This is a genomic window from Streptomyces sp. NPDC026673 (assembly GCF_040638135.1).
GTDB lineage: Bacteria > Actinomycetota > Actinomycetes > Streptomycetales > Streptomycetaceae > Actinacidiphila.
This window is the reverse complement of the sequence record NZ_JBEZXR010000081.1, coordinates 17481-38887: the sequence shown is the minus strand read 5'-3', so window position 1 is coordinate 38887 and position 21407 is coordinate 17481. Positions and strand designations below refer to the sequence as shown.

The window sequence follows — 21407 nt, the reverse complement described above, 5'->3', positions numbered from 1 at the left end:
GCATCGCAGACCCATCGGCTGACCGGGACACCCGAGCCGATTTTCCTGCCTCCGAGGTGATCAGCGCAGCGCTTCCGGCGTTCCTGTCCATCGAACGGCATCCCGAGGATGGGTGATCGCGTCGGTGGCGGCGCATAGAGACAGGGCCCCTTGGTAGCTCGGTAGCTGTCGAAGGCAAACCGAGGTGCAGGAGGCCCTGTTGCCGTTGTTGTACGCGGAACCGACGGTGGAGTCCAACTCCTCGGCGCGCTCGTGTGACTGTCTCGCGCACCGTTCGGCGATGCCGCCGACCATCCGGTGCGGGTGCGCCGGTATCCGTCGGATCTGACGGACGCCGAGTGGGCGGCGGTGCGCACGGCTCTGCCGGTGCCGGCCTGTCTGGAAGGCCGCGGTGGCCGCCCGGAGGGGTACTTCCACCCGGAGATGCTGGATGCGGTGTTCCATCTGGTCGACAACGGCATCAAGTGGCGGGCGATGCCCGCAGATTTCCCGGCGTGGGACCAGGTGTATGCCTTCTTCCGCCGCCTGCGCGACGGCGCGTTGGTCACCGGGCTGCACCACCGGGTGCGCGGCCGGGTCCGCGAACGGGCCGGGCGGAACCGCCGGAGCCGCGGCAGTGCCAGACGCAGCCCTTCGCGGCGATGACCGTGCCGTTCGCCGGGCATTGTCACAGGCGCGGGCTAGTGTGCTGCGGGACACACACGTAGCCCCGACCTGGGAGAAGGTTCGCGTGGCCAAGTTGATCTACATGTTCAATGTGTCCCTGGACGGCTACATCGCCGACGCGGACGGCAATTTCGACTGGGCGGTACCGGACGAGGAGTACTACTCCTTCATCAACGACGTGCTGCGGCCGGCCGGGACCTACCTGTACGGGCGCCGGCTGTACGACATGATGGCTGTCTGGGAGACCGACCCGTCCATCGCGGGCCGGTCGCCCGGGGCGCGGGAGTTCGCGGAGATCTGGCAGGCGGCCGACAAGGTCGTGTACTCCAGGACGCTGGAGTCGGCCTCCACCACCCGGACCCGGATCGAACGGGACTTCGACCCCGAGGCGGTTCGGCGGCTGAAGGCATCTTCCGAACGTGACCTCACCGTCGGCGGGGCCGCCCTCGCCGCCCACGCGATCGCCGCGGGGCTGGTGGACGAGTACCACCTGTTCGTCGGCCCCGCCGTGCTGGGCGGCGGCAAGCCCTTCCTCCCCGACGGGGCCCGCCTCCGCCTCGAGCTCCTGGACGAACGCCGGCTCACCAGCGGCGTGGTCTACCTCCGCTACCACACCCAGCCGTGAGACCCGGTGCCGCCCGGCCGGGGCAGATCGGGTGCGCCGGGGTGCTCAGCCGGTCTGCCCCTGGAGGACCTGGCGGGCGATTCTCAGCTGCCTGTCCCGCAGCGCGGTGCGGTCCTTGAGCACGTCGGGGTGATCGTCGAGCCAGCGCTGCTGCATCACGGCGAGTCTGGCGTAGGCGGTGCGCAGGTATCCGGTGTCCTGCTTGCAGTGGACGTCCGCCTTGGTTGCGGGGTGGGTGCGGACGTCCGCGTCGGGCGGCAAGGCTGTGATCAGGTCGAGGGGGTCTTTGGCCTGGACGCGGTTGGTGAGCATGCACTGCCGCCAGCTCTCGTTCGCCTTGCGGAAGAGGGAGTCGTGCTCGAGCCACGCGAACGCTGTCTGCTCCCCTTCGTTGAGCCGCATCCGCAGTTCCGTCCACCGCACCCGGCCGTCGCCCAGCATGTGCTTCTCCGCCTCGGCCTGGCAGCCGCTCGCCGGCATGGTCACCTTGAGCAGTTTGCCCTTGACGGAGATCTCGTTTCCGGGTTTGCCGTAGAGGGCGCGGCTGAAGGCCTCTCCTTGCGGCTGCTCCGGTGGCGCCTGCGTCTGGCGGTCCGCCCCGATTTCTTCGAGGGTCTCGAGACCGAACGGAGTCGGGCGGGACACCGCCGCGTCCCCCGCCTTCGCCACGGGAGCGGGCTTGAGGGTGAATCCGCGCTCGGCCATGCAGGCGACGAGGACCTGTTGCTGGGCGGTCGCGATCTGTTCGCCGCTCTGGGTCCAGGCGTAGAGCCGGGTGTAGATCGGCGGACGCAAGCCTTGTTCGGCCAGTGCGGCCGGGGACAGCGGACGTTGGGGCCGGGGTTCGGGGTTTTGGGCCCTCGCGTCGGCGAGCGCCCAGATCGTCGCGCCCACAGTGGCGGTCAGGACGCAGGCGGCGATGTGCCGGCGAGTGCCGTGGAAGCTCAGTGCCATGTGAATCGCGTGCGGCAGGTGATCGGGCGTGGCTTCGGCCGGCCCGCGCATCGCGGATCGTTGGGGCATGCGGCCAGGGGGTGCCGGCCCGGGAGGCCGCACCGGGCGGCAGTCCGCTGATCCACGTCCATGCGGCGTCATGCGTGGGTCGGGCGGGCCGACGCGGGTCTGCAATCGTTGGGCTGGTGTACCTTCGGGCCGCCGGCGTTGATCCGTGCAGCCTTGGGGGGCGGACGAGTGGAGTTGGGGATTCTGGGGGATCTGGCGATCCGTCGCGAGGGCTTGCCGGTCGACATCGGTTCGCCCAAGGTGCGTCTGCTGCTCGCGGTCCTGCTGAGCAGGCCCGACCGGCCCGTGCCTTCGGAGCTCCTGATGACGGCGCTGTGGGGCGAGCGACCGCCGCGCTCGGCGCGTAAGAACCTGCAGCTGTACGTCCATCTCCTGCGCAAGGCCCTGGGCCCGGAGCGCATCGAACGGCAGGGCGACGGCTATCGCGTGGTGGCGGGTGATGCGCTGGACGCCACGCGGTTCGAACAGCTGGCCCTCCAGGCGGAGGAGGCCCTGCGACAGGGCGAGACAGCGGGCGCGCAGGGGCACGGTGAGGCGCTGCGGTGCTGGAACGGGCCTGCGTTCGCGGAGTTCCTGGATACCGAAGCCGTCGCGACCCAGGCGGCCCGGCTGGAGGAGCTGCGTCTTGCCGTGCACGAGCGGTGGGCCGATTGCGGTCTGGCCCTCGGCAGGCATGCCGAGGTGGTCGTGGAGCTGACGGAGCTGCTGCCCCGGCATCCCTTTCGGGAGTCGCTCCGCGGCCAGCTCATGACGGCCCTGTATCGCTCGGGCAGGCAGGCCGAGGCGTTCGAGCTCTACCGGCGGACCCATGCGCTGTACGGGACCGAACTGGGCGTCGAGCCCGGCCCGGGTCTGCAGCGCCTGCACCAGGCGATGCTCCGCGGCGATGAGGGCCTCATGCCCTCTCCGGTCCCCGTCGCGGCACTGGTGCCGGTCGGGGCCAACCCCTACCGGGGCCTGCCGGCGTTCACCTCCTCGGATCACGACCGGTTCTTCGGCCGCGACCGGCTGTGCGGGCTGCTGTGGGAGCGTGTGGAACGCTTCCCCGTGGTCGTCGTGTTCGGCGCGTCGGGATCGGGGAAGACCTCGCTGCTGGCGGCGGGCCTACTGGGCCGGATCCGGCGGGATACGACCGCTCGGTGGCAGCCGGTCATGATGACGCCGACCGACCAGCCGGTGAAACAGCTGGCGGCCGCGCTCGCCGAGCACGACCGGCCCGCCGGTCAGGCGCTGCTGGTGGTCGATCAGTTCGAGGAATTGTTCACCGTGTGCTCCGATCCCACGGTACGGGAGGAATTCGTCGCCGAGCTGTTAGCGGCGTCCCATGCCGGAACGAAGGTCGTGCTCAGTGTCCGTGCGGACTTCTTCGTCCAGATGACCGCGCTGAGCGAGCTGGCGCCGGCGCTGATGAGCGAGGCGCAGCTGCTGGTCGGTCCGCCGTCGGCCGCGGAACTGCGCGAGCTGATCGTCCGGCCGGCGGATCTCGAGGGCTGCTCGGTCGACGCCGATCTGCTGGCCACCGTGGTGGCGGAGGCCTCCGGCGCTGCCGCCGCACTCCCGTTGGTGTCCCACGCGCTGCGGGAGACCTGGCGCAACCGGGCAGGCCGCACCCTGACCCTCGCGGCGTACCAGGCAGGGGGCGGGGTGCACGGTGCGATCGCCCAGACCGCCGAGCACGTCTACGCCGAGCTCGAACCCGCCGAGCAGGACCTGGTGCGCCGGCTCATGCAGCGGTTGATCAGCCTGGACGAGGACGGGGTGCGGGACAGTCGGCGGCGGGTCCCGCACACCGAACTCGACGGGATGGGCCCGGCCGCGGCGGTCGCGGATGTGATCGACGAGCTGGTGGCGGCGCGTCTGGTGGTCGTGGACGAGGATCGGGTGGAGATCGCCCATGAGGCGCTCATCGTGGCGTGGCCCAGGCTGCGGGCCTGGCTGAGCGAGGACCGCCGGCACCTGGTCGTACGGCAGCGGCTCACCGCCGCGGCCCGAGTCTGGCAGCAGTCGAGGCGGGACGCCGGAGGGCTCTATCGGGGCTCCGGGCTGGCCGAGGCGCGCCCGCACCGCTCGGAGCTGAACCTTCTGGAGCGTGAGTTCCTCGACGCCAGCGAGGAGCTGGCCGAGTCCGAACTCGCCGCGGCCCGGCGCCGGGTCCGCCGGCTGAAGGTCCTGGCGATGGTGCTGGCGGTGCTGCTGGCGGCGACCGGGACCGGGGGCGGTGCCGCCTGGCAGCAGCGGCAGGTGGCACAGCGCGAGCACCAGACCGTGCTGGCCCATCAGGCCGCGCTCACGTCGCGCTCGCTGGTCGCCACCGACCCGGACGTCGCCCGGTCCCTCGCCCTGGCCGCCCATCGGCTGCATCCCGACGCCGACACCCTGGGCGCGGTGATCAGTACGTCGGCGTCCGCGCAGCCCAGCGTCGTACTCAACACGAACGGGCCCGCGTCGTTCGGCCTGGCCCTGTCCCCTCGCGGCTCGTTGGTGGCCGCGGCCACCAGCGACGGCACCGTGGAGCTGTGGGATCCGAACCGACGCAGGAAGCTGGCCTCCTTGACCGAGCATGTCGTCAAGCCGCTGCCCCAGGGGTTCTTCGCGCTGAGGGTGGCCTTCAACGCCGACGGTACCCGGCTGGCGTCCCTGGCGCGGTTGAACAATCCGAAGCAGCCGACCGCAGGCTCGGTCGTCGTGCGGGAGGTCCGGTCGAGGAAGGTGCTGTTCAAGCAGGTCGTGTCCGGCGACCTCAGCAACGGTCTGGCCTTCAGCGCCGACGGCACGGTCGTGGCCTACGGCACGGGCGAGGGCACACGGGTAGCCACGCTGGGCGGTGGCAAGGCCGTGCTCCTGCCCACCGGTATGCCCGCGGCGCTCAGCCTGGCCGGCGATCAGCGCTCCCTCGCCGTCACCCGTACCGATGGGACGGTGGCCGTCTGGGACATCGAAACCGGTCGCCGTCGCTTCGAGCTGAACACCGAAGGCGCCCAGGTGGCCCGGTTCGGTTCCACATCCGATGTCCTGGCCACGGCCTCCGAAGAACACGGCATCAGGTTCTGGCGGCTGACCGGCCGCTCGGCCCGCCAGTTCGCCGACCTCCCGGTGCAGACGGCCTTCCCCTGGATGATCTCCGCGCCGGTCGGTGATCGGATCGCGATCGCCGACGAAGAGGGCATGATCTCGATCTGGGACTACCGGCGCCGCGAGCAGATCGCCCGCCACGCCGACCGCTACCGCTCAGAGACCATGGCTCTGGACCTGGCACCGGACGCGAGCACGGTGGTCTCGGGCGGCCTGGGACGCACCATCGTGGTGCGCCGGACGGCCCTTCCCTTCAGCGGTCACGGCGGCGCCGTGAACGACGTGGACGTCAGCCCCGACGGCCGGCTCGTCGCCTCCGCCGGCGACGACAGGTCCGTACGGATCTGGAATGCCTCCGGTGCTGCCGAACGGCTGCTGGGCGGACACTCCGACCATGTCAAGGCAGTCGCGTTCAACCCGGACGCCACGGTGCTGGCGGCCGTGACGCGCGACCACACCCTGACTCTGTGGAACCCGTCGACCGGGCGGCGCCACACCACCATCGCCTTCACCGGTATGGGCACCGGCACGGACGTCGCCTTCAGCCCGGACGGCAGCACGGTCACCGTGATGTCCCTGGGAGGAACGTTCCGCTGGAGGGTCGGCGACCCGGCACACCCCCGTCCACTGCCGGCGCCGGCCGGCCCGCGCACCTCGACCGCCATGGCCTACCCCGCTCGGGGCGGCCTCCTCGTCGCGAGCACACCGGCCGGCGGCATCGCCGTGTGGAGCACCGCCGACGACCGGCTGGTGAAGGCCTTCTCGGCCACGCAGGGGTCCACGCAGGACATCGCGGCCACTGCGGCGGGCGATCTGATCGCCACCGCCGGCTCGGACCACACGGTGCGCCTGTGGTCGACCCGGACAGGGAAAAGCCGGGGCACCCTGACCGGCCACACCGCGGCGGTCGGCACGCTCGCCTTCAGCAGGGACGGACGCCTCCTCGCCTCGGCAGGTGAGGATCACACCATCGTCGTCTGGGATGTACGAACCCACCGGCGCATCGCCACCCTCACCGGCCACTCGGCAGACGTGCAGGGCTTGGCGTTCACCCCGGACGGAACCCTGCTGTCCGCGGGAGCCGACCAGCGCATCATCCACTGGCCGCTGACCGCGACCGAAGCCATCCGGCGCATCTGCCGAGCCACCGCCCCACCGCCCACCGCGGCGCAACTCGACCGCCACCTCCCCGGCCAGGACACCGGCGCGCTCTGCCCGCAGCCCTGACCCGGGCACGCCGCCGGCGCGGCGTGCTCCCCTGTAAGCGGTCCGTGCCTGGCACCACCGCCCTGGGCGGCCGGGTGACCTTCGGAAATACCCGGGCTATACCGAGGCAGGGCACGCTCAGCGCACCGGTCGCTCGCCCGCCGGCGAGTTCACGACGAGGGTCGTACATGGCTGCCCCACCTCGGCCCTCATCGTGACCGCCGTGCGGGCGAAACACCGCGACCGAACCCGGCCGTCCCGCAGCGCCCAGCCACAGCGGAAGGGCACCTGCCGTTCCATCGCCGGCCGCACACCCCGCACCGGACACGCATGAACTCGGCACCAAAGAAGGAGGCACGTTGAGATCCCTCATACGCGCGCTCAGCCCAGGGCTGCTCGGCAGACTGCTCGTGGCTGTTGCCGCCCTCGTCGTCCTGCCCTGGCAGGCCGCGACGCCGGCCGCCGCGGCGGCCCCGCCCATCGCCTTCCAACTGCCCTTCACCTGCGGCCAGCAGTGGCGACTCGACAGCTGGGCACACGCACCCGCGCTCGACATGGTCCGCGAGCCCAACCAGGCCGGCACCGAAGGAGCACCGCTGCTGGCTCCGGCCTCGGGCACGGTCCGGCAGTCCTTCTACCACTCCAACGCCGGCAACGTGATCCAGATCAACCACGGGCAGCGCTACTTCACCACATACCTGCACCTGCAGAGCCGCGATGTCAGCGTCGGCCAGACGGTGCAGCGCGGCCAGCTGATCGGCCGGGTCGGCCGGACGGGGCCCACCTCGAACAACCACCCGCACCTGCACTTTGAGCTCGCCTACGACGCCGACAACAACGGATCCGCCACCTGGGGCAACTCCACGTCCGAACGGATCCGTCCCTGGTTCAACGGCGTCGAGTACGGCCAGGCCAACGGCCGGACCTGGCGGAACGTCACCAGCAACAACTGCGGCGGCACACCAGCGCCCACCTGCAGCGGTGTCAACCTCGACTTCACCGCGTACCCCCTCATCCAGCAGGGATCCAACGGCAGTCTGGTCAAGGCGGCGCAATGCCGGCTGATCGCCGCCGGACACAATCCGGGAGAACCGGACGGCGACTTCGGGCCCAACACCGAATCGGCGACGAAGGCCTTCCAGTCCGCCCGGGGCCTCACGGCCGACGGTGACATCGGCGCCAGGACCTGGACGGCCCTGCTGTCGTACGGCTCGACACCGGCGCTGCAGAACGGGTCGACCGGCGCGGACGTCAGCCGACTGCAGCGAGCACTGACCGCGGCACTCGGCCGCACCGTGGGCATCGACGGCGACTTCGGCCCCAACACCGAACAAGCCGTGCGCGACTACCAGACCACCCGCGGCCTCGGCGTCGACGGCGACGTCGGCCCGCAGACCTGGGCAGCCTTGCAGGCCGGACGATAACCATTCTCGTGGGCGGGGAAGCACGGCAACCCCGCCCACGACCGGCGTCGGATCGGCCGCGAGGACATCCGGTGCTTCAGAGAATCGAGGCCGGCGTCGCGGTGGTCCTGGAGCGGATCTTGCACGAGGCCATGCCGCAGAACCAAAGCCGAGGCGATCGTGCGGGCGCCGCGTCGCGCGGGGAACGGTGGTCGGGACCTGCCGCATATCGGAGTGCGGCGGCAGTAGCGGGCGTATGTCGCATGCCGTCATTCCATTCGGTGTCTCCGGCATGAAGAAGAGAACGACGATGAAGGCCACCGTCGTCGCCGACGGGCAACGCCGCACGTTATGGACCGATGCCCTGTGGCCCGGACAGATGCACGACACCACGGCCGCCCGCGACGAAGGCATCGCCATCTGCTTCCAGCACTTCCTCGACGTCGAGGTACTCCTAGCTTGAGGTTTGACGTCGCAGGTCATTCGTCCGGGTCTGTCCATCGAACGGCTCTGTCTCAGGCATGCTGTTGTCACCGAGCGGCCTCCCAGGCTGTCCACAACCCGGCGTACACGCCACCGGCATCAACCAGCTCTCTGTGGGTGCCGGTCTCGATGATCCGGCCGCGCTCCATCACCATGATCCGGTCGCAGGTTGCTGCTTGGGAGAGACGGTGCGCGACGACGACTGCGGTGCGCCCGGCGAGGACAGCATCAGCAGCGCGGTCGAGCTGTCCGGCGTAGGTGGAGCCGGCCTCGGCGGTCGCTTCGTCGAGGATCACCAGATCAGCGTTGGTGAGCAGCAGCCGGGCTAGGGCGAGTTGCTGCGCCTGTGCGTCGGTGAGCGGGTGCCCGCCGACACCCAGCGGGGTGTCCAACCGGTCGGGGAGGACATCGAGGATCGACGCGGCGCCGGTGGCTTCCAGTGCTGCATGGAGGTCGCGGTCGGTGGCCCCGGGCGCGGTGAGGGTGAGGTTGTCGCGCAGGGTGCCCGCGAAGACGTGGACCTCCTGGGTGATCATGGCGGTACGGCTGGGGCGAGTCACCTTCCCGGCCTCGGGTAGGTGGGTGCCGGCGACCACGCCGGCGAGCGTGGTCTTGCCCGCCCCTGACACGCCGACGACGGCCACGCGCTGACCGGACGGGATGTCGAGGGTGATGTCGTCGAGCACCCGTGGCCCCTCGCCGTAACGGAAGGAGACCTCGTCGAGCTGTACGGCGGTGCTCGCGGCCTGCGCTGGGTCATCCGACGAGCCGAACGGAATCGTGACGACGCCGATCATGCGGCTCAGCGATGCGAGGGCGGACTGGAGGGTGTCGATGACCAGCAGCAACTGGTTGACCGGTCCGAGCAGGCGCAGCACGAGCAGCATGGCGGTGGTGGCGCCGCCGACGGTCGATGCGTTGTGGTCGATGAGGATGAAGCCGACGACGAGTACGGCGGCCAGGCTCAGGCACTCCCCGAGGTTGAGCCGGGCATTGAGCATGCTCAGCACGGTGCGTGCGCGTAGCGACTGCCGCGCGACGCGCCAGGAGTTCGCCATCACAGCCCGGTGCCGTTGCTCGGCGAGCCCGAAGCCGAGCACGGTGGCGTAGCCGCGCTGGGACTCGAGGATCTGCTGGGCACGCGCGCTCATCGCGGTGCGCTCGGCGCGGTAGACCCCCAGTCCGATGCGCAGGTACCACCGTACGGCGAGCGCGTAGACCGGCAGCACGACGGCGAAGGCGGCCGCGTAGGGCCATTCCAGTGCCGCGAGCCCGCCCAGCGACACGACGATGGTGAAGGCGGTGACGGTGAGCACCGGGATCACGGCGGGGGCGGCGTCGGCGACCGCGGTGACGTCGTCGCTGGACCGCGAGATCAGGTCTCCGGTGCCGACGCGCTCGACGAGGTGCTGTGGGAGCGTCATCGCGTCGTCCACGAGCTGTTCGCGCAGCGCGGCGAGGATGGAGTGGTAGACGCGAGTGGCGAGCACGATGGTCAGCGCGGTGCCCGCAGCACCGAGGACTGCCGAGAGCGCCATGACGGCTGTGGCCATCAGCACTGTGGCGAGGTCCGCGGTGCCGGCCTGCACGCGGTCGACGAGGTATCCGATCGCCACGGAAACGATCAGGTCGACTCCGGTGCTGACGATCCCCAGCACCCCGGTCGCGGCGAGCCGGAGCCGGTACCCGCGGCTGAGCCGCCACAGCTCCCTGGCAGTCTCCCTGCCGCTCGCGACGGGCAGCCCAGGCAGCCCGGCGTCGGAAGCTGCGGTCTCGGGTTCGGCGGAGGTGCCGTTCACTGTGCCGTCCTGAAGGTCGCGGGTACGTGGTCGGGAAGCTCGACGACGCGGTCGCAGGCAGCGAGCAGTGCCGGGGTCGAGGCGATCAGCAGCGTCGAGCGGCCTGCCCGGACAGTGCGCAGCCGGCCCGCGATCGTGTGCTCGGTGACCGAGTCGACCGCGGTGGTCGGGTCGTGCAGCACGAGCACCGGGGCGTCGCTCGCCAGGGCGCGGGCGAGCGCGACCCGCTGGCGCTGGCCGCCCGAGAGCCGGTTGCCGCCCTCGCCGACGGGTACGTCGAGGTCGGCCGCGAAGTCGTCGCAAGCGGCGGCCCGCACCGCGGCGTCCACCCGCTCGGGCGCGCCCGCGATCACGGCGATGTTGTCGCGGAGGGTGCCGCTGAACAGCGTGGCGCGGTGCGGTGCGACGGTGACCCGGGAGCGGTACTCGAGCGGGGACAGCTCCCGCGCCGCGATCCCGTCGAGCCGCGCCTCGACGCCTCTTTCGGCCCGCGGGTCCAGCAGCGCCTCGACGACACGGGCGGCGGTCCGGTCGTCGGCGCGCACGCCCACGAGCTCACCGGGCTCGACCCGAATCGTCACGCCGGGCCCGGAGATGCTCGGCACGACCACGTCCAGCTCCGGCAGCGCGGTGACCTCCCGCCGGGTCGCGTCATCGGGCCCAGCCGTCGAAGTGGCGTTGTCCCGCAGTACGTCGAGGACACGCACGGACGAGGCGCGGGCGCCGGCGAGGTTGGGGATGGACGTGCTCGCGATCGCCTGGATCTGCGGCAGCAGAGCCTGGGCGAGGCCGACGGCGGTGATCAGCCCGCCGATGCTGAGCTGTCCGTCCACGGTGAACCAGCCCGCCAGCCCCACCACCGCGGCGACGAACGTGCCGCTGACCACGCCCGAGCCCACAAGGAACCTTCCCAGCAGGCCCGCGTTGCGCCTGGCGCCGACAAGGGTCTCCTGGCTTGCCCGCCGGTACCGGCTGGTCGCCTCGGCCTCGGCACGCATCCCCTTGATCACGCGGTAGCCGGCGACCAGGTCCGTGGCCTGTCCGACCGTGGAGGCCAGCAGCTCCTGGTACTCGCGGGTGTCCCGGGAGAGCCGCTCGCTGAGCACGCTCATCGACCAGACCGCGACCGGCGCCCCGAACAGCACCACGAGTCCGAGCAGCCAGTGCGTCGCCAGCAGCGATACCGCGATGAATCCGATGGCCGTGATCCTCGAGACCGGGATGATCGTCAGGATCACCGCGTTGGACAGGCGCGCGACGTCGTTCGTCATCACCGAGACCACGGTGCCGTCCGGCGCACGGCCGGTGCCGCCGAGTGGATGCAGCACGCCCGTGGAGAGGGTGCCGCGGAGTCGGTGCTGCAGTACCTGCACGGCATGGGAGGTCAGTCGCAGCGAGAACCTCGCCGCCGACGTCAGCGCGACGTAGAGGGCCACCAGCACGCCGAGCCACAGGACCAGCTGCCCTTCATCGCCGGTCGCGACGGCCCGGTCGATCGCGAGTCCCATCACCACCGGGACCGCGGACTCGCCCACCTGCCACACGATCGCCAGCAGCATCGCGGGAACGCTGACTCGTCTCACCGAGAAGATCACGCGCAGCAGGAACCGGCCCGGGGTGGTCCCCGGCCCGCACTCGAACGGCCGAGCACCGAGCGGTTCGGCCGGAGCGAGCAGGAGCACCGGCAGCCGCCGGGTCAGCGGTCCTCGCCCCAGTCCCGCGGTGTCGGCGCCCGAGGAACGCGAGGAGTTCCTCATGCCTGGCTCCGATCCGTGCTCCTGAGCGGGAAGCACCAGAGCAGGGCATCGGCGAAGATTCCTCGCCACCATGCGTAGTCATGTCCGCCGGCGAACTCCCTGTAGAGGGTGTCGTAGCCCTTTCCGGTGAGTACGCGGTCCAACCAACGACTGTGGGTGTTCGAGCTCTCCAGCTCACCGACGTCGTGGAAGATGCGGATCGGTGCCGATTCCGCGGCCAGGTAGTCGGCGATCAGTGTCGGTACGGGGGTGCGGCGCAGCAGCTCGCCTGACCCGGTGCCCCACGTGAGGTCAGGGTGGTATCCGCACGACGGGGACTGGAGGATGGCGTTGCCGAACGCCGTCGGGTGGTGGAGCGCTGTCCAGCCGGCGCACAGACCGCCGAAGCTCTCGCCGGCCAGCGCGACGTCACCGGGGTCCCGCGAGAGCGGATACCGGTGGTGGAGCCACGGCAGGAGTTCCTGGACCAGCATCCGGGAGAACGCCGGGTTGCAGAGCAGCTCTTTGTCGCGCTGCGGTGCGGGCTGACCGACGAGGACCACCACGCAGGGCCGGACCAGTCCCGCCCGGACCAGGGCGTCACGAACGCTCGGCGCGCTGTGGTCCGGCGTCCCGTCCAGGTGGATCACGAAGGGCAGTGCGCTGTCGTCGGAGAATTCTCCCGGGGGCATCGAGACCCAGATGCGGCGTTCGCCTTCCAGGAACTCGCTCGCCAGCACGGCAGGTTCCACTGCCGGGGCCGGCCGTGCCTCGGCCTGATCGAGCCAGGGCAACGGCACCGCGTCGGGCAGCACTGCCACCGAGGCCCCGGAGAATCGCTCCACCGAGCATTGCGAGAACATCGGTGGCGGGTTGAACGGGTCGGGAACCTGCTGGTCCCCACCCATCGGCCCACGTCGTGTGAACACATACGAGAAGCGCAGGTCGGAACGCATCCGCAGGGTGAGAACGCGGAACGGCGTCCCCGCCACCGAGGCGAACTCCCCCTCGATCGGGTTGAAGGCGATTCTGGGGCCGATCACCACCGCGAGGGTGACCGTCGTGTCGTGTCCGGGCTCGTCGACGAATGTCACCTCCACCTCGTCCGCGGAGACGCGCTCGACAAGCGGTGCGCCGGTCTCCTCGAGGTGTCGTCTGAACCTTTCGGGGCTCCACTCACCGGTCGACAGCTTCTCGATCAACGGATCAGCCATTTCTCGCGCTCTTCACGTCGGTGTGGTCAGCGGACCTTCGTCGGGTTCGTTCGCGGCCGAGTGGCACCACCTGGGGGCTGCCGGCCACTGGATCGGGCATCACCAGGCAGCGCAGACCGAACACCTCCTCGACCAGCTCGGCCGTGACGACCTCGTCCGGAGTGCCCTCGGCGACCACGGCGCCGTCCTTCATGGCGATCAGGTGGGTGCCGTAGCGTGCGGCGTGGTTCAGGTCGTGCAGTACGGCGACCAGGGTGTGGCCGGCGTGGTGCAGGTCGGTGAACAGTTCCATCAGCTCGATCTGGTGGGTGATGTCGAGAAAGGTGGTCGGTTCATCGAGCAGCATGATGTCGGTGTGCTGCGCGAGCGCCATCGCCACCCACACGCGCTGGCGCTGCCCGCCCGACAGCTCGTCCACCAGGCGCCCGGACAGGTCGGCGACCGAGGTCTGGTGCATCGCCCTGAGCACGGCCCGCTCGTCGTCCTGGGTCCACTGCCGGATGAACCCCTGGTGGGGGTACCGTCCCCGGGCCACGAGGTCGGCGACGGTGATCCCGTCCGGGGCGATCGAGGTCTGCGGCAGCAGCCCGACCCGCCGCGCCACCTCCTTGGTCTTGTAGGAGTTGATGCCGGCACCGTCGAGGACGACCTGCCCGGCCGACGGCTTCAGCAGTCGGGACAGGCTGCGCAGCAGGGTGGACTTGCCGCACGCGTTCGGGCCGACGATGACCGTGAACGACTCGTCGGGGATCGCCACCGAGAGGTGCTCGGAGATGATCCGCCTGTCGTAGCCGATCGTCGCCGACTCCACACGCAGGCGCGCGGTGTCGGTCGGGGTTGCGCTCACAGGCGTCTCCTGGCTTCGGTGAACAGCAGGTATCCGAGGTAGCCGCCGCCGAGCACGACGGTGATGATGCCGACCGGCAGCGGGGTGGGGGCGACGTGCTGGGCGAGGTAGTCCGACGCCAGACACAGCAGCGCGCCGACGAAGGCGGCGGGGGCGAGGGTGATCCCGGCGGTGCGGGCGAGTCGGCGTCCGATCTGCGGGGCGACCAGGGAGATGAACGCGATCGGCCCCGAGGCGGCCGTGACCGTCGCCGTCAGCGCCACTCCCACCAGGATCAGGCCGAGGCGTGCGGGCGAGACCCGTACCCCTTGCGAGGCGGCCGCGTCGTCACCCAATTCCATCTGCCGCATCGGCCGGCCCAACATCCCGGCCAGCAGCAGGAGTCCGGCAATGCAGGCGCCGCCGATGACGACCTGGTCCCAGGACACGCCGTTGAGCGACCCGGCACCCCACGCGGCCGCGGACATCGCCTGGTCCAGGTCGGCCTTGAGGATGAGCCAGGTGTTGAGCGACCCGAGCATCGCGGAGACGCCGATGCCGACAATGATCAGCCGGAACCCCTGTACTCCTCGTCGGTAGGCGAGCACGTACACGGCCACGGCGGTGGCCATCCCGCCCAGCAACGCCCCGCCGACCAGCTGCACATAGGTGCCGTTGACGACCAGGATCACGATCAGTGCGCCGGTGTAGGAGCCTTGGGTGAACCCGATGATGCCGGGGTCGGCGAGAGGGTTGCGCAGCAGTGACTGGAAGACCGCCCCGCTCACCCCCAGGGCTGCGCCGAACACCACCGCCGCGGTCACCCGGGGCAGCCGCCACTCGACCACGATGTCGTGGACGATGCCGGTCTCCCGGCCGGTCAGGGCGGAGAGCACCTGCCCGGGGCTCAGCGCGTACGAGCCGGTCATCAGGGCGAGCACCGCCGTACCGGCGATCGCGACCGCGAGCACCGCGCAGACAACGACCGAGCGCCAGCGAAGCAGTATCGCGATCCGCCGGTGCCGCAGCACCAGCACCCGCCGGCCGAAGTCCACCGGCGGAATGTACGTGTTCATAGTCCGCTCGATTTCTTCCGCCGCACCAGCACGACGAGAACGGGAGCGCCGACGAAGGCGGTGACGATACCCACGGGGATCTCGCCGGGTCTCATCACGACGCGGCCGAGGATGTCGGAGACCAGCAGCAGGCTCGGGGCGAGGAGGATGCTGTAGGCGAAGATCCAGCGTTGGTGCGGGCCGACGATCCAGCGGGCCACGTGCGGCACCATGAGTCCGACGAATCCGATGGGTCCGGCGATCGCGGTGGCGCCACCGGCAAGGAGGGTGAGTGCGATCACCGCAAGCACACGGGTGCGTACCAGCCGGACCCCTTGGGCGACCGCCAGCTCGTCGCCCAGAGCCAGGGCGTTGAGCGGGCCCGACACTGCGAAGGCCAGGATGAGTGCCACCGCGAAGAACGGCAGGACCGGCCACACGACCTCGAGCGGGCGACCCCCGATCGACCCGGCGTTCCAGTTCCGCATCGCGTCGAAGGCGTCCGGGTCGGTCAACTGGAGCGCCTCCCTGGCGCCGCCGAGCACGGCGCCGACGCATATCCCGGCGAGCACCATGACCACCGGCGAGGAGCCTTGTCGTGTCGACCCGAGGGCGAGCACCAGGAGCGTGACGATCAGTGCCCCCGCGAACGCGAACCACATGTAGTCCTGGGCGTCGCGGACGCCGAGCAGGCCCACGGCGACCGTCACCGCGAAGGACGCACCGGCATGGACGCCGAGGACACCCGGATCGGCCAAGGGATTGCGGATGAGCGCCTGGATCAACGCGCCCGACAGACCGAGGGCGGCGCCGACGACCAGACCCACGATCGTGCGCGGCAGCCGGAAGTCGCGGATCGCGAACTGCTCGGTGTCGGCCGAGGAGTGGAGCAGCGCGTCCCACACCACGGACGGCGCGATCGCCGTCGACCCGATCATGACACTCAGGACCAGCAGGACCACCAGCACCGTCAGCGCGACGAGCAGGCCGATCACACGGCGACGCGGTCCGGGCACCGTCTTGGTGCCCGGACCGTCCTGCCGCAGGGCGAGGGTTGTCACAGCTTGCCGGCGAGGGTCGCCAGCGCGCTGTCGAGCGAGTCCAGGTACTGGTTGACGGGCCCGTAGGAGTTGTTGCCGGGGCAGAAGACTCCCAGTGCTCGACCGGAGCTCACGGCGGGCAGCGCCTTCCAGGTGTTGGTCTTGACCACCGGCTCGAAGGGCTCTGTCGGCTTGCCGTCGGCGTCGACCGGGTAGGTGATCACGTCGTACTTGGACAGCTCACTGATCTGCTCGAACGGCAGGGACTCGTAGGCCAGGGGGTCCTTGCCCTCGGCCGCCTCGGGGAGGTCCAGGCCGATGTCGTCCCGGGCGATCTCGGAGCAGCCGATGTCCGCGATGTAGAACGTCCCGGGATCGCTCCAGTCTCCGCGGGAGACGTCGACGAACGAGCTGTCCTTGATGATCTTGCCGTAGGTCTCCTGGATCTTGGCGACCTTTTCCTTGAACTCCGCTTTCTGCCGGCTGAGCCCATCCGCTACGTTGCCGGCCTCCGCGATCGCGTCGGCGAAGGCCTTCCACTCGGTGTCGAGCCCCCAGTTCACGGTCGGCGCGACTGTCTCGAGTTGCTTGCCGACCTTGTCCCAGTCATCCGAGGAGAACTGGACCAGGATGAGGTCCGGCTTGAGGGCGGCGAGCTTCTCGACGTCCACCTCGCCACCGCTGCTGCCGACGATCTCGGCTGCCTCGTACGCGGCCCTCTGTTCCTTCGGCAGCACGTCGAGGTCGGAGTCGGACACCTCGGTGACGCCCACTGGCTTGCCACCCAGATCGATGAAGGGGAGGTTCGTGTTGCCGATCGTGACGATGCGCCGGGGGGCGGCGGGAACCTTGATGGTGCCGTTCTCGGCCTTGATGCTGCGGGTCTCGGCGGCCTTGTCGCCGGTGTTGTCGCCGTCACCGCCGCAGGCGGTGAGGAAGAGCGACGCGGTCATCAGTGCGGCGGCGAGGGTAGCGCCGCGTCTCATCAGGGGGGTGTTGCTCATGGGTGTTCTCTTCTTCTCTGGGTGGAGGGGATCAGTCGGCGGTGGAGCGGAGGAGCTCATGGACGGTGGCGCCCAGGCCGATGGTGCGCGCCGACCTGCGTGTGAGGCCGGCCCTGGCGATGACGGCGTCCAGCTCCGCTGCAGTGCGAAGGCCGGAGCCGTGGCAGACCAGGCCGATCAGGTCTTCCTCGCCGTCGTGCTCGTCGAGGTCGTCGGTGTCGAAGACCTCCTCGATCAGCAGCACTCGTCCGCCGAGGGTGAGGTTCTCGGCTGCGCGGCGAAGTGCGTGAGCGGCGTCGGCGTCGGGCAGGGTCTTGAAGGCGCGGCTGACGAGCACGGCGTCGGCTGCCGGGCTGGGCTCGAAGACGGACTGCTCCAGCACGCTGACCCGCGTGCGTTGCCGCTCGTCGGGAATCGTGGCGGGCAGGTCGCGGCGTAGCCAGTCGGCCTGGGCGGGCAGGGCGCAGATCGTCACGCGCAGCCCTTCGTGGGCTGCGACGTACTCACGGGCGTGGGCGCCGGCGCCACCGGAGTGGATCACCAGGTGCCGGACTCCGGCGAGCAGGTCGGACGTGGCGATCGGTTCGGCCAGTGCGGGCTGGAACTTCGCCAGGCGCTCCAGGTGCCGGTCCTCGTAGTCCTGTTCGGCTCGCACGTCGGCGAAGGTCTGGCCGGTGACCGAGGCGTAGGCGGGCCGGCCGGTGCGGACCGACTCCGTGAGGCCGTGGATCCCGAGCATCTCGCGACCGATCACCCCGGCGGAGTGGAGCCGGTCGGCGATGAACTCGAGGGTGAGGACGTCGCCGACAGGCGTCAGGGCGTAGTGACACGGTTCCGTCTCGGTGACCACGTCCAGGGTGTGCAGGTAACGCAGCAGCTTGCCCAGGGCGCGCTCGTCGGCGCCGGCCTTGGCGGCCAGTTCGGTCACGCTGGTCACGCCGCGGGAGAGCAGATCGGGAACGCCCAGCTCGACGGCGGTGCGGATCGCGATCGGCGCGACGAGCTCGGTCAGGTCGTGGAGCTTCTGGAACGGGGTCACCGTTCTCTCCGGGTCGGGCACCGCCCCGTCGGTCTCCAGGGCGACGACCGCCGAGCGACGCCAGTAGCCGGCGAAGTCGATGTCCTCCTTGGGCACGCCACGGTCCTCGACCAGGTGCCGGCGGATGTCCCGGACGGCCGTGTGCTCGCCGGCCAGCCACACGAACACCTGGCCCGACCGCCACTCCGTACCGCGGACGGCCTCGGTGAGCAGCGACACGGTCCCGGCCGTTGCGCCGGTGCGGACCAGCCACGTCACGTCCACCCCGGGCAGCTCGCGCAGCTCCTGGCGGTGGGCGTCCTCGGCGATCTCGATGAACACCTGCGCCCGGGCGTCGGACGGGAGCTCGTCGAGCAGGCGGCCGATCGCGGGGAGTGCGGTGTCGTCGCCTGCCACGAGCCACCAGTCGGCGCCGACCGGGAGCGCCTTCGACGTGCTCGGGCCGCTGAGGTGGATCCGGTCACCCGGCTGGGTGCGATAGGCCCACGTCGTTCCCGCGCCCACCCCGTGCTTGACGAAGTCCACGTCCAGCTCGCCGGCCTCGGGGTCCCACCGGCGGACCGTGTAGGCCCTCGACAGCGGTCGGGGATCCTTGGGCACGATCAACTTGGCCTCGCCCTGGACCGGGAGCACCGGATCGCGCTGACCCGGGTACGGGAAGTAGAACCCGAGGTCGTCGTCGAAGCCCGGGGACGCGAAGGCCGGCCGCACGAAGCCGTCCGCAGTGGTGAACGCACGCAACTGTTCGCCGCTCAGCGTGATCCGCCGCATCCCCGGGGTGATGTCGACGGTCCGGACCACCTCGACCTGTCGCAGGGTCGGCGGGTGCACGGTGAGTCGGCGCGAGGTCTTGGGCATGCGGGGAACTGACCTTTCCGGTCGCTTCGGGGGCGGGAGTCGCGCACCGGCATCGGGAAGGCGCGCACTGCTAAAGTTAGGCAAACCTTACCTCCAATGGTGTGCGCAGACTGCCGCATAGTTAGGACATGGTGGTTCCCTCCTTGTTCGCCTCAGGCGCCGGCGACCCGCCGCCGATTCCCACCGCGCGGCTGGGTTCGGCGAATTCGCCCGTTCGACCGCTGGTGCTCTGGGTTCGCACCGGCGCGGCGCAGTTGCGCCTGGACGGCGGGCCGGTGCTCTGCCTCAGGGCCGGCGAAGGCGCCTGGATTCCCGCAGATGGCTGGGCAGAGCGTGCGATCATCACCGAGCCGGGCACTGTCGCCTTCCCGCTGTGGCTCCACGCCGGCGTCAGCGCTTGGGGGCTGTCGGAGCTGACACGGTTCGACGTTCCCAGTGGCTGGCAGGACTGGTTGATCCAGCTCTTCAACCTGCAGGTCACTCCGTTCAGCGGCCGCGGGTACTCCCTCGATGCGATCGAGGAGCTCCTTCGGCGTCCCGGCTCGCGCTCGGCGGCGGCCGCCGTGGTCGGGCGGGATCCGAGCCCGCAGGGGTTCGCCTCGCCGTCGATGCCGCGAGCCCTCGGCGCCAGAGCAGTCGCCGAGGAACTGATCCGCGACCCCGCGCTCGACCTCACGGTCGAGCAATGGGCTGCGCGGGTACTCTCCAGCGCGCGCACCCTTCGCCGTGACTTCCTCGCCGACACCGGGTTCACGTTCGAGCAGTGGCGGCTGATCTGCCGACTCGGCGCTGCCGTGGAGTTCCTCGCTGCCGGTTACGACGTGGACCAGGTGGCCGTTCGAGTGGGCTTCGCCAGCCGCAACGGCCTCACGCGGGCCTTCAAGGGACGGTTCGGACTGACCCCCCACGAGTTCGGACGGCAGCTCTCCGCCCGACCTGGCGCCGGCAGGCTGACACAACGGGCAGCCGCGGCACGACAGACCGACGACCTGATCCGGATGATGCGCAAGACGGACACTCCCGCTGCGCCTGAGATACTGCCCGCGGCCAGCACGCCGTCACACACCAACGACATCCACGTCCTCAGCTGGATGTATCGAGGCAGCGGATACCTGGACATCGGCGACCAACGCTACGAGCGGGAGCGAGGGGTGGCGACCTGGATCCCCGCAGAAACGGAGCATGTCACCGGCCTCCGCGAGGACTCCGTCTCCCTGCCGCTGGGCAACGCGAGCACCGGCGACCTCCAACTGACAGTGCCGCTGCAGGTGCGGTTCTCGCCTGCGTGGGACGACTACTTGATGTTCTGCTCGATCAGCGCCCGGTCCGGACTGCGTCCTGACGACCACGACCCCCGCCGCATCCTCGACCTGTTCGCGGAACAGGTTGCCGCGCAGCGAGCGCTGTCGGTGCCGATGCCCACGAATCCGCGCGCGCGTGCTGTCGCGATGGAGTGCTTGCGTCGTATCGGCGAGCCTGGCGGGACGCATGATGGTGATGTCGGTGCCGAGATCCACCGTGCCTTCCGTGACGAGACGGGTATGACCCTGGGGCGCTGGCGCTATGCCGCCCGCATGCGCATCGCTCGCGACCTCCTCGCCGGGGGCGCCCCGCCCAGCGCCGTCGCGCGCCGGACCGGGTACGCCCACCTGCCCACGTTCAGCGCCGCCTTCTCCCGCTTCCACGGACTGTCTCCACGCGACTACCAGCAGCGCGCGTCCGAGCGGAACCAGTAGCACCGGTGCTGTCCTGTAAAGCGGCCCTCTCCGCCGTGATCGGCGGACGTGAACCGTTCCGGGTTCGGTAGAGATCTCAGATGGCGGTTGTGACCTGTGGTTTTGTGGCTGCGGTGTGGTAGGCGGTCTCCGCCTTCAACGCGGCGGACTCATTCGGGTAGGCGACGAGAGCCCCGGCGACCATCCGCACCGCACGGTGGCGCAGCTCAAGCGGGTAGGAGGAAGGTCGTGCCATGACTCGAAATCCTGGCCCTGTCTCACATTCGGTGGTGACGGAGAGTTGTGAGGGTCGTTGACATTCATGTGATGGATGTCAACGAGGTTGTACAGATGGTGTTTTCGGGTCTGTCGCCGCTGGTCATGGAGGATGTGGCTGGTGAGGGTGAGCGGATCGTGGTGCGGGCTCGGACGCCGTTGGACACTGCGGTGTGCCCGGTGTGCGGGGTCTCGTCGGGTCTGGTGCATGGCTATCACTGGCGGACGGTGGCCGACGTTCCGGTCGATGGGCGGCGGGTGGTGGTCCGTGTGCGGGTGCGGCGTCTGGTGTGCCCCACGCGAGGCTGCCGCCGCACCTTTCGCGAGCAGGTGCCCGGGGTGTTGGAGCGATACCAGCGACGCACGG

14 protein-coding genes and 4 pseudogenes are annotated in these 21407 nt (G+C 70.3%); 8 read left to right on the top strand and 10 right to left on the bottom strand.

The genetic code is table 11. The features are described 5' to 3' along the window. The first annotated feature begins 348 nt into the window (after window positions 1-348). Together AB0F62_RS35575 and AB0F62_RS35570 are read left to right on the top strand one after the other, a co-directional pair. Window positions 349-645, top strand: a complete 297-nt coding sequence (locus AB0F62_RS35575) for a transposase (protein ID WP_361809288.1) — start codon at window positions 349-351, stop codon at window positions 643-645. A gap of 85 nt (window positions 646-730) precedes the next feature. Then, the gene (locus tag AB0F62_RS35570; protein WP_361809285.1) at window positions 731-1291 is read left to right on the top strand and encodes a dihydrofolate reductase family protein; all 561 of its coding nucleotides are present in this window, start codon (window positions 731-733) and stop codon (window positions 1289-1291) included. Between the two features lie 45 nt (window positions 1292-1336). On the opposite strand, the gene AB0F62_RS35565 is transcribed toward AB0F62_RS35570, so the two are convergent. Next, window positions 1337-2245: a hypothetical protein gene (locus tag AB0F62_RS35565; RefSeq protein ID WP_361809282.1), complete on the bottom strand. Its 909-nt coding sequence runs from the start codon at window positions 2243-2245 to the stop codon at window positions 1337-1339. A 243-nt stretch (window positions 2246-2488) separates the two neighbouring features. On the opposite strand from AB0F62_RS35565, the gene AB0F62_RS35560 reads away from it, so the two are divergent. The 4 genes and pseudogenes from AB0F62_RS35560 to AB0F62_RS35545 all read left to right on the top strand — a co-directional run. Continuing rightward, window positions 2489-6613, top strand: a complete 4125-nt coding sequence (locus tag AB0F62_RS35560; protein ID WP_361809279.1) for a BTAD domain-containing putative transcriptional regulator — start codon at window positions 2489-2491, stop codon at window positions 6611-6613. 533 nt (window positions 6614-7146) lie between these two features. Beyond that, a pseudogene (locus AB0F62_RS35555) lies at window positions 7147-7407 on the top strand (M23 family metallopeptidase); the annotation flags it as partial. Window positions 7408-7569: 162 nt separating this feature from the next. After that, window positions 7570-8016: pseudogene (locus tag AB0F62_RS35550) on the top strand (peptidoglycan-binding protein); the annotation flags it as partial. 262 nt (window positions 8017-8278) lie between these two features. Next, window positions 8279-8452 (top strand): annotated as a pseudogene (locus tag AB0F62_RS35545) (transposase family protein); the annotation flags it as partial. Window positions 8453-8525: 73 nt separating this feature from the next. On the opposite strand, the gene AB0F62_RS35540 reads toward AB0F62_RS35545, so the two are convergent. The 8 genes from AB0F62_RS35540 to AB0F62_RS35505 are packed head-to-tail and all read right to left on the bottom strand — an operon-like array spanning window position 8526 to window position 19049. Next, window positions 8526-10277 (bottom strand): ABC transporter ATP-binding protein, encoded by a 1752-nt coding sequence (locus AB0F62_RS35540; RefSeq protein WP_361809276.1) that lies wholly within the window; start codon window positions 10275-10277, stop codon window positions 8526-8528. Then, window positions 10274-12034, bottom strand: a complete 1761-nt coding sequence (locus tag AB0F62_RS35535; protein ID WP_361809273.1) for an ABC transporter ATP-binding protein — start codon at window positions 12032-12034, stop codon at window positions 10274-10276. Before AB0F62_RS35535 ends, AB0F62_RS35540 begins: the two co-directional genes overlap by 4 nt. Next, window positions 12031-13227 carry an alpha/beta hydrolase-fold protein gene (locus AB0F62_RS35530; protein WP_361809270.1) on the bottom strand — a complete coding sequence of 399 codons (1197 nt, stop codon included), beginning with the start codon at window positions 13225-13227 and terminating at the stop codon, window positions 12031-12033. The genes AB0F62_RS35535 and AB0F62_RS35530 overlap by 4 nt, the downstream gene beginning before the upstream one ends. Then, complete coding sequence (locus AB0F62_RS35525) at window positions 13220-14074, bottom strand: ABC transporter ATP-binding protein (RefSeq protein WP_361809267.1); 855 nt, start codon at window positions 14072-14074, stop codon at window positions 13220-13222. The genes AB0F62_RS35530 and AB0F62_RS35525 overlap by 8 nt, the downstream gene beginning before the upstream one ends. Next, window positions 14071-15129 carry an iron chelate uptake ABC transporter family permease subunit gene (locus tag AB0F62_RS35520; RefSeq protein WP_361809264.1) on the bottom strand — a complete coding sequence of 353 codons (1059 nt, stop codon included), beginning with the start codon at window positions 15127-15129 and terminating at the stop codon, window positions 14071-14073. Before AB0F62_RS35520 ends, AB0F62_RS35525 begins: the two co-directional genes overlap by 4 nt. Beyond that, a complete protein-coding gene (locus AB0F62_RS35515) occupies window positions 15126-16169 on the bottom strand; it encodes an iron chelate uptake ABC transporter family permease subunit (RefSeq protein ID WP_361809261.1) in 1044 nt (347 codons plus the stop codon). Before AB0F62_RS35515 ends, AB0F62_RS35520 begins: the two co-directional genes overlap by 4 nt. Next, window positions 16166-17152: an ABC transporter substrate-binding protein gene (locus AB0F62_RS35510; RefSeq protein WP_361809258.1), complete on the bottom strand. Its 987-nt coding sequence runs from the start codon at window positions 17150-17152 to the stop codon at window positions 16166-16168. The genes AB0F62_RS35515 and AB0F62_RS35510 overlap by 4 nt, the downstream gene beginning before the upstream one ends. Before the next feature lie 31 nt (window positions 17153-17183). Continuing rightward, a complete protein-coding gene (locus AB0F62_RS35505; RefSeq protein WP_361809255.1) occupies window positions 17184-19049 on the bottom strand; it encodes a siderophore-interacting protein in 1866 nt (621 codons plus the stop codon). 128 nt (window positions 19050-19177) lie between these two features. Here AB0F62_RS35505 and AB0F62_RS35500 point away from each other — a divergent pair, with 128 nt between their 5' ends. Beyond that, window positions 19178-20785 carry an AraC family transcriptional regulator gene (locus AB0F62_RS35500; RefSeq protein ID WP_361809252.1) on the top strand — a complete coding sequence of 536 codons (1608 nt, stop codon included), beginning with the start codon at window positions 19178-19180 and terminating at the stop codon, window positions 20783-20785. 76 nt (window positions 20786-20861) lie between these two features. Here the strand turns inward: AB0F62_RS35500 and AB0F62_RS35495 are convergent, their stop codons facing one another. Next, window positions 20862-21020 (bottom strand): hypothetical protein, encoded by a 159-nt coding sequence (locus AB0F62_RS35495; protein WP_361809249.1) that lies wholly within the window; start codon window positions 21018-21020, stop codon window positions 20862-20864. Window positions 21021-21082: 62 nt separating this feature from the next. Here AB0F62_RS35495 and AB0F62_RS35490 point away from each other — a divergent pair. Further along, window positions 21083-21406, top strand: a pseudogene (locus tag AB0F62_RS35490) (transposase family protein); the annotation flags it as partial. Between the last annotated feature and the right edge of the window lies 1 nt (window position 21407).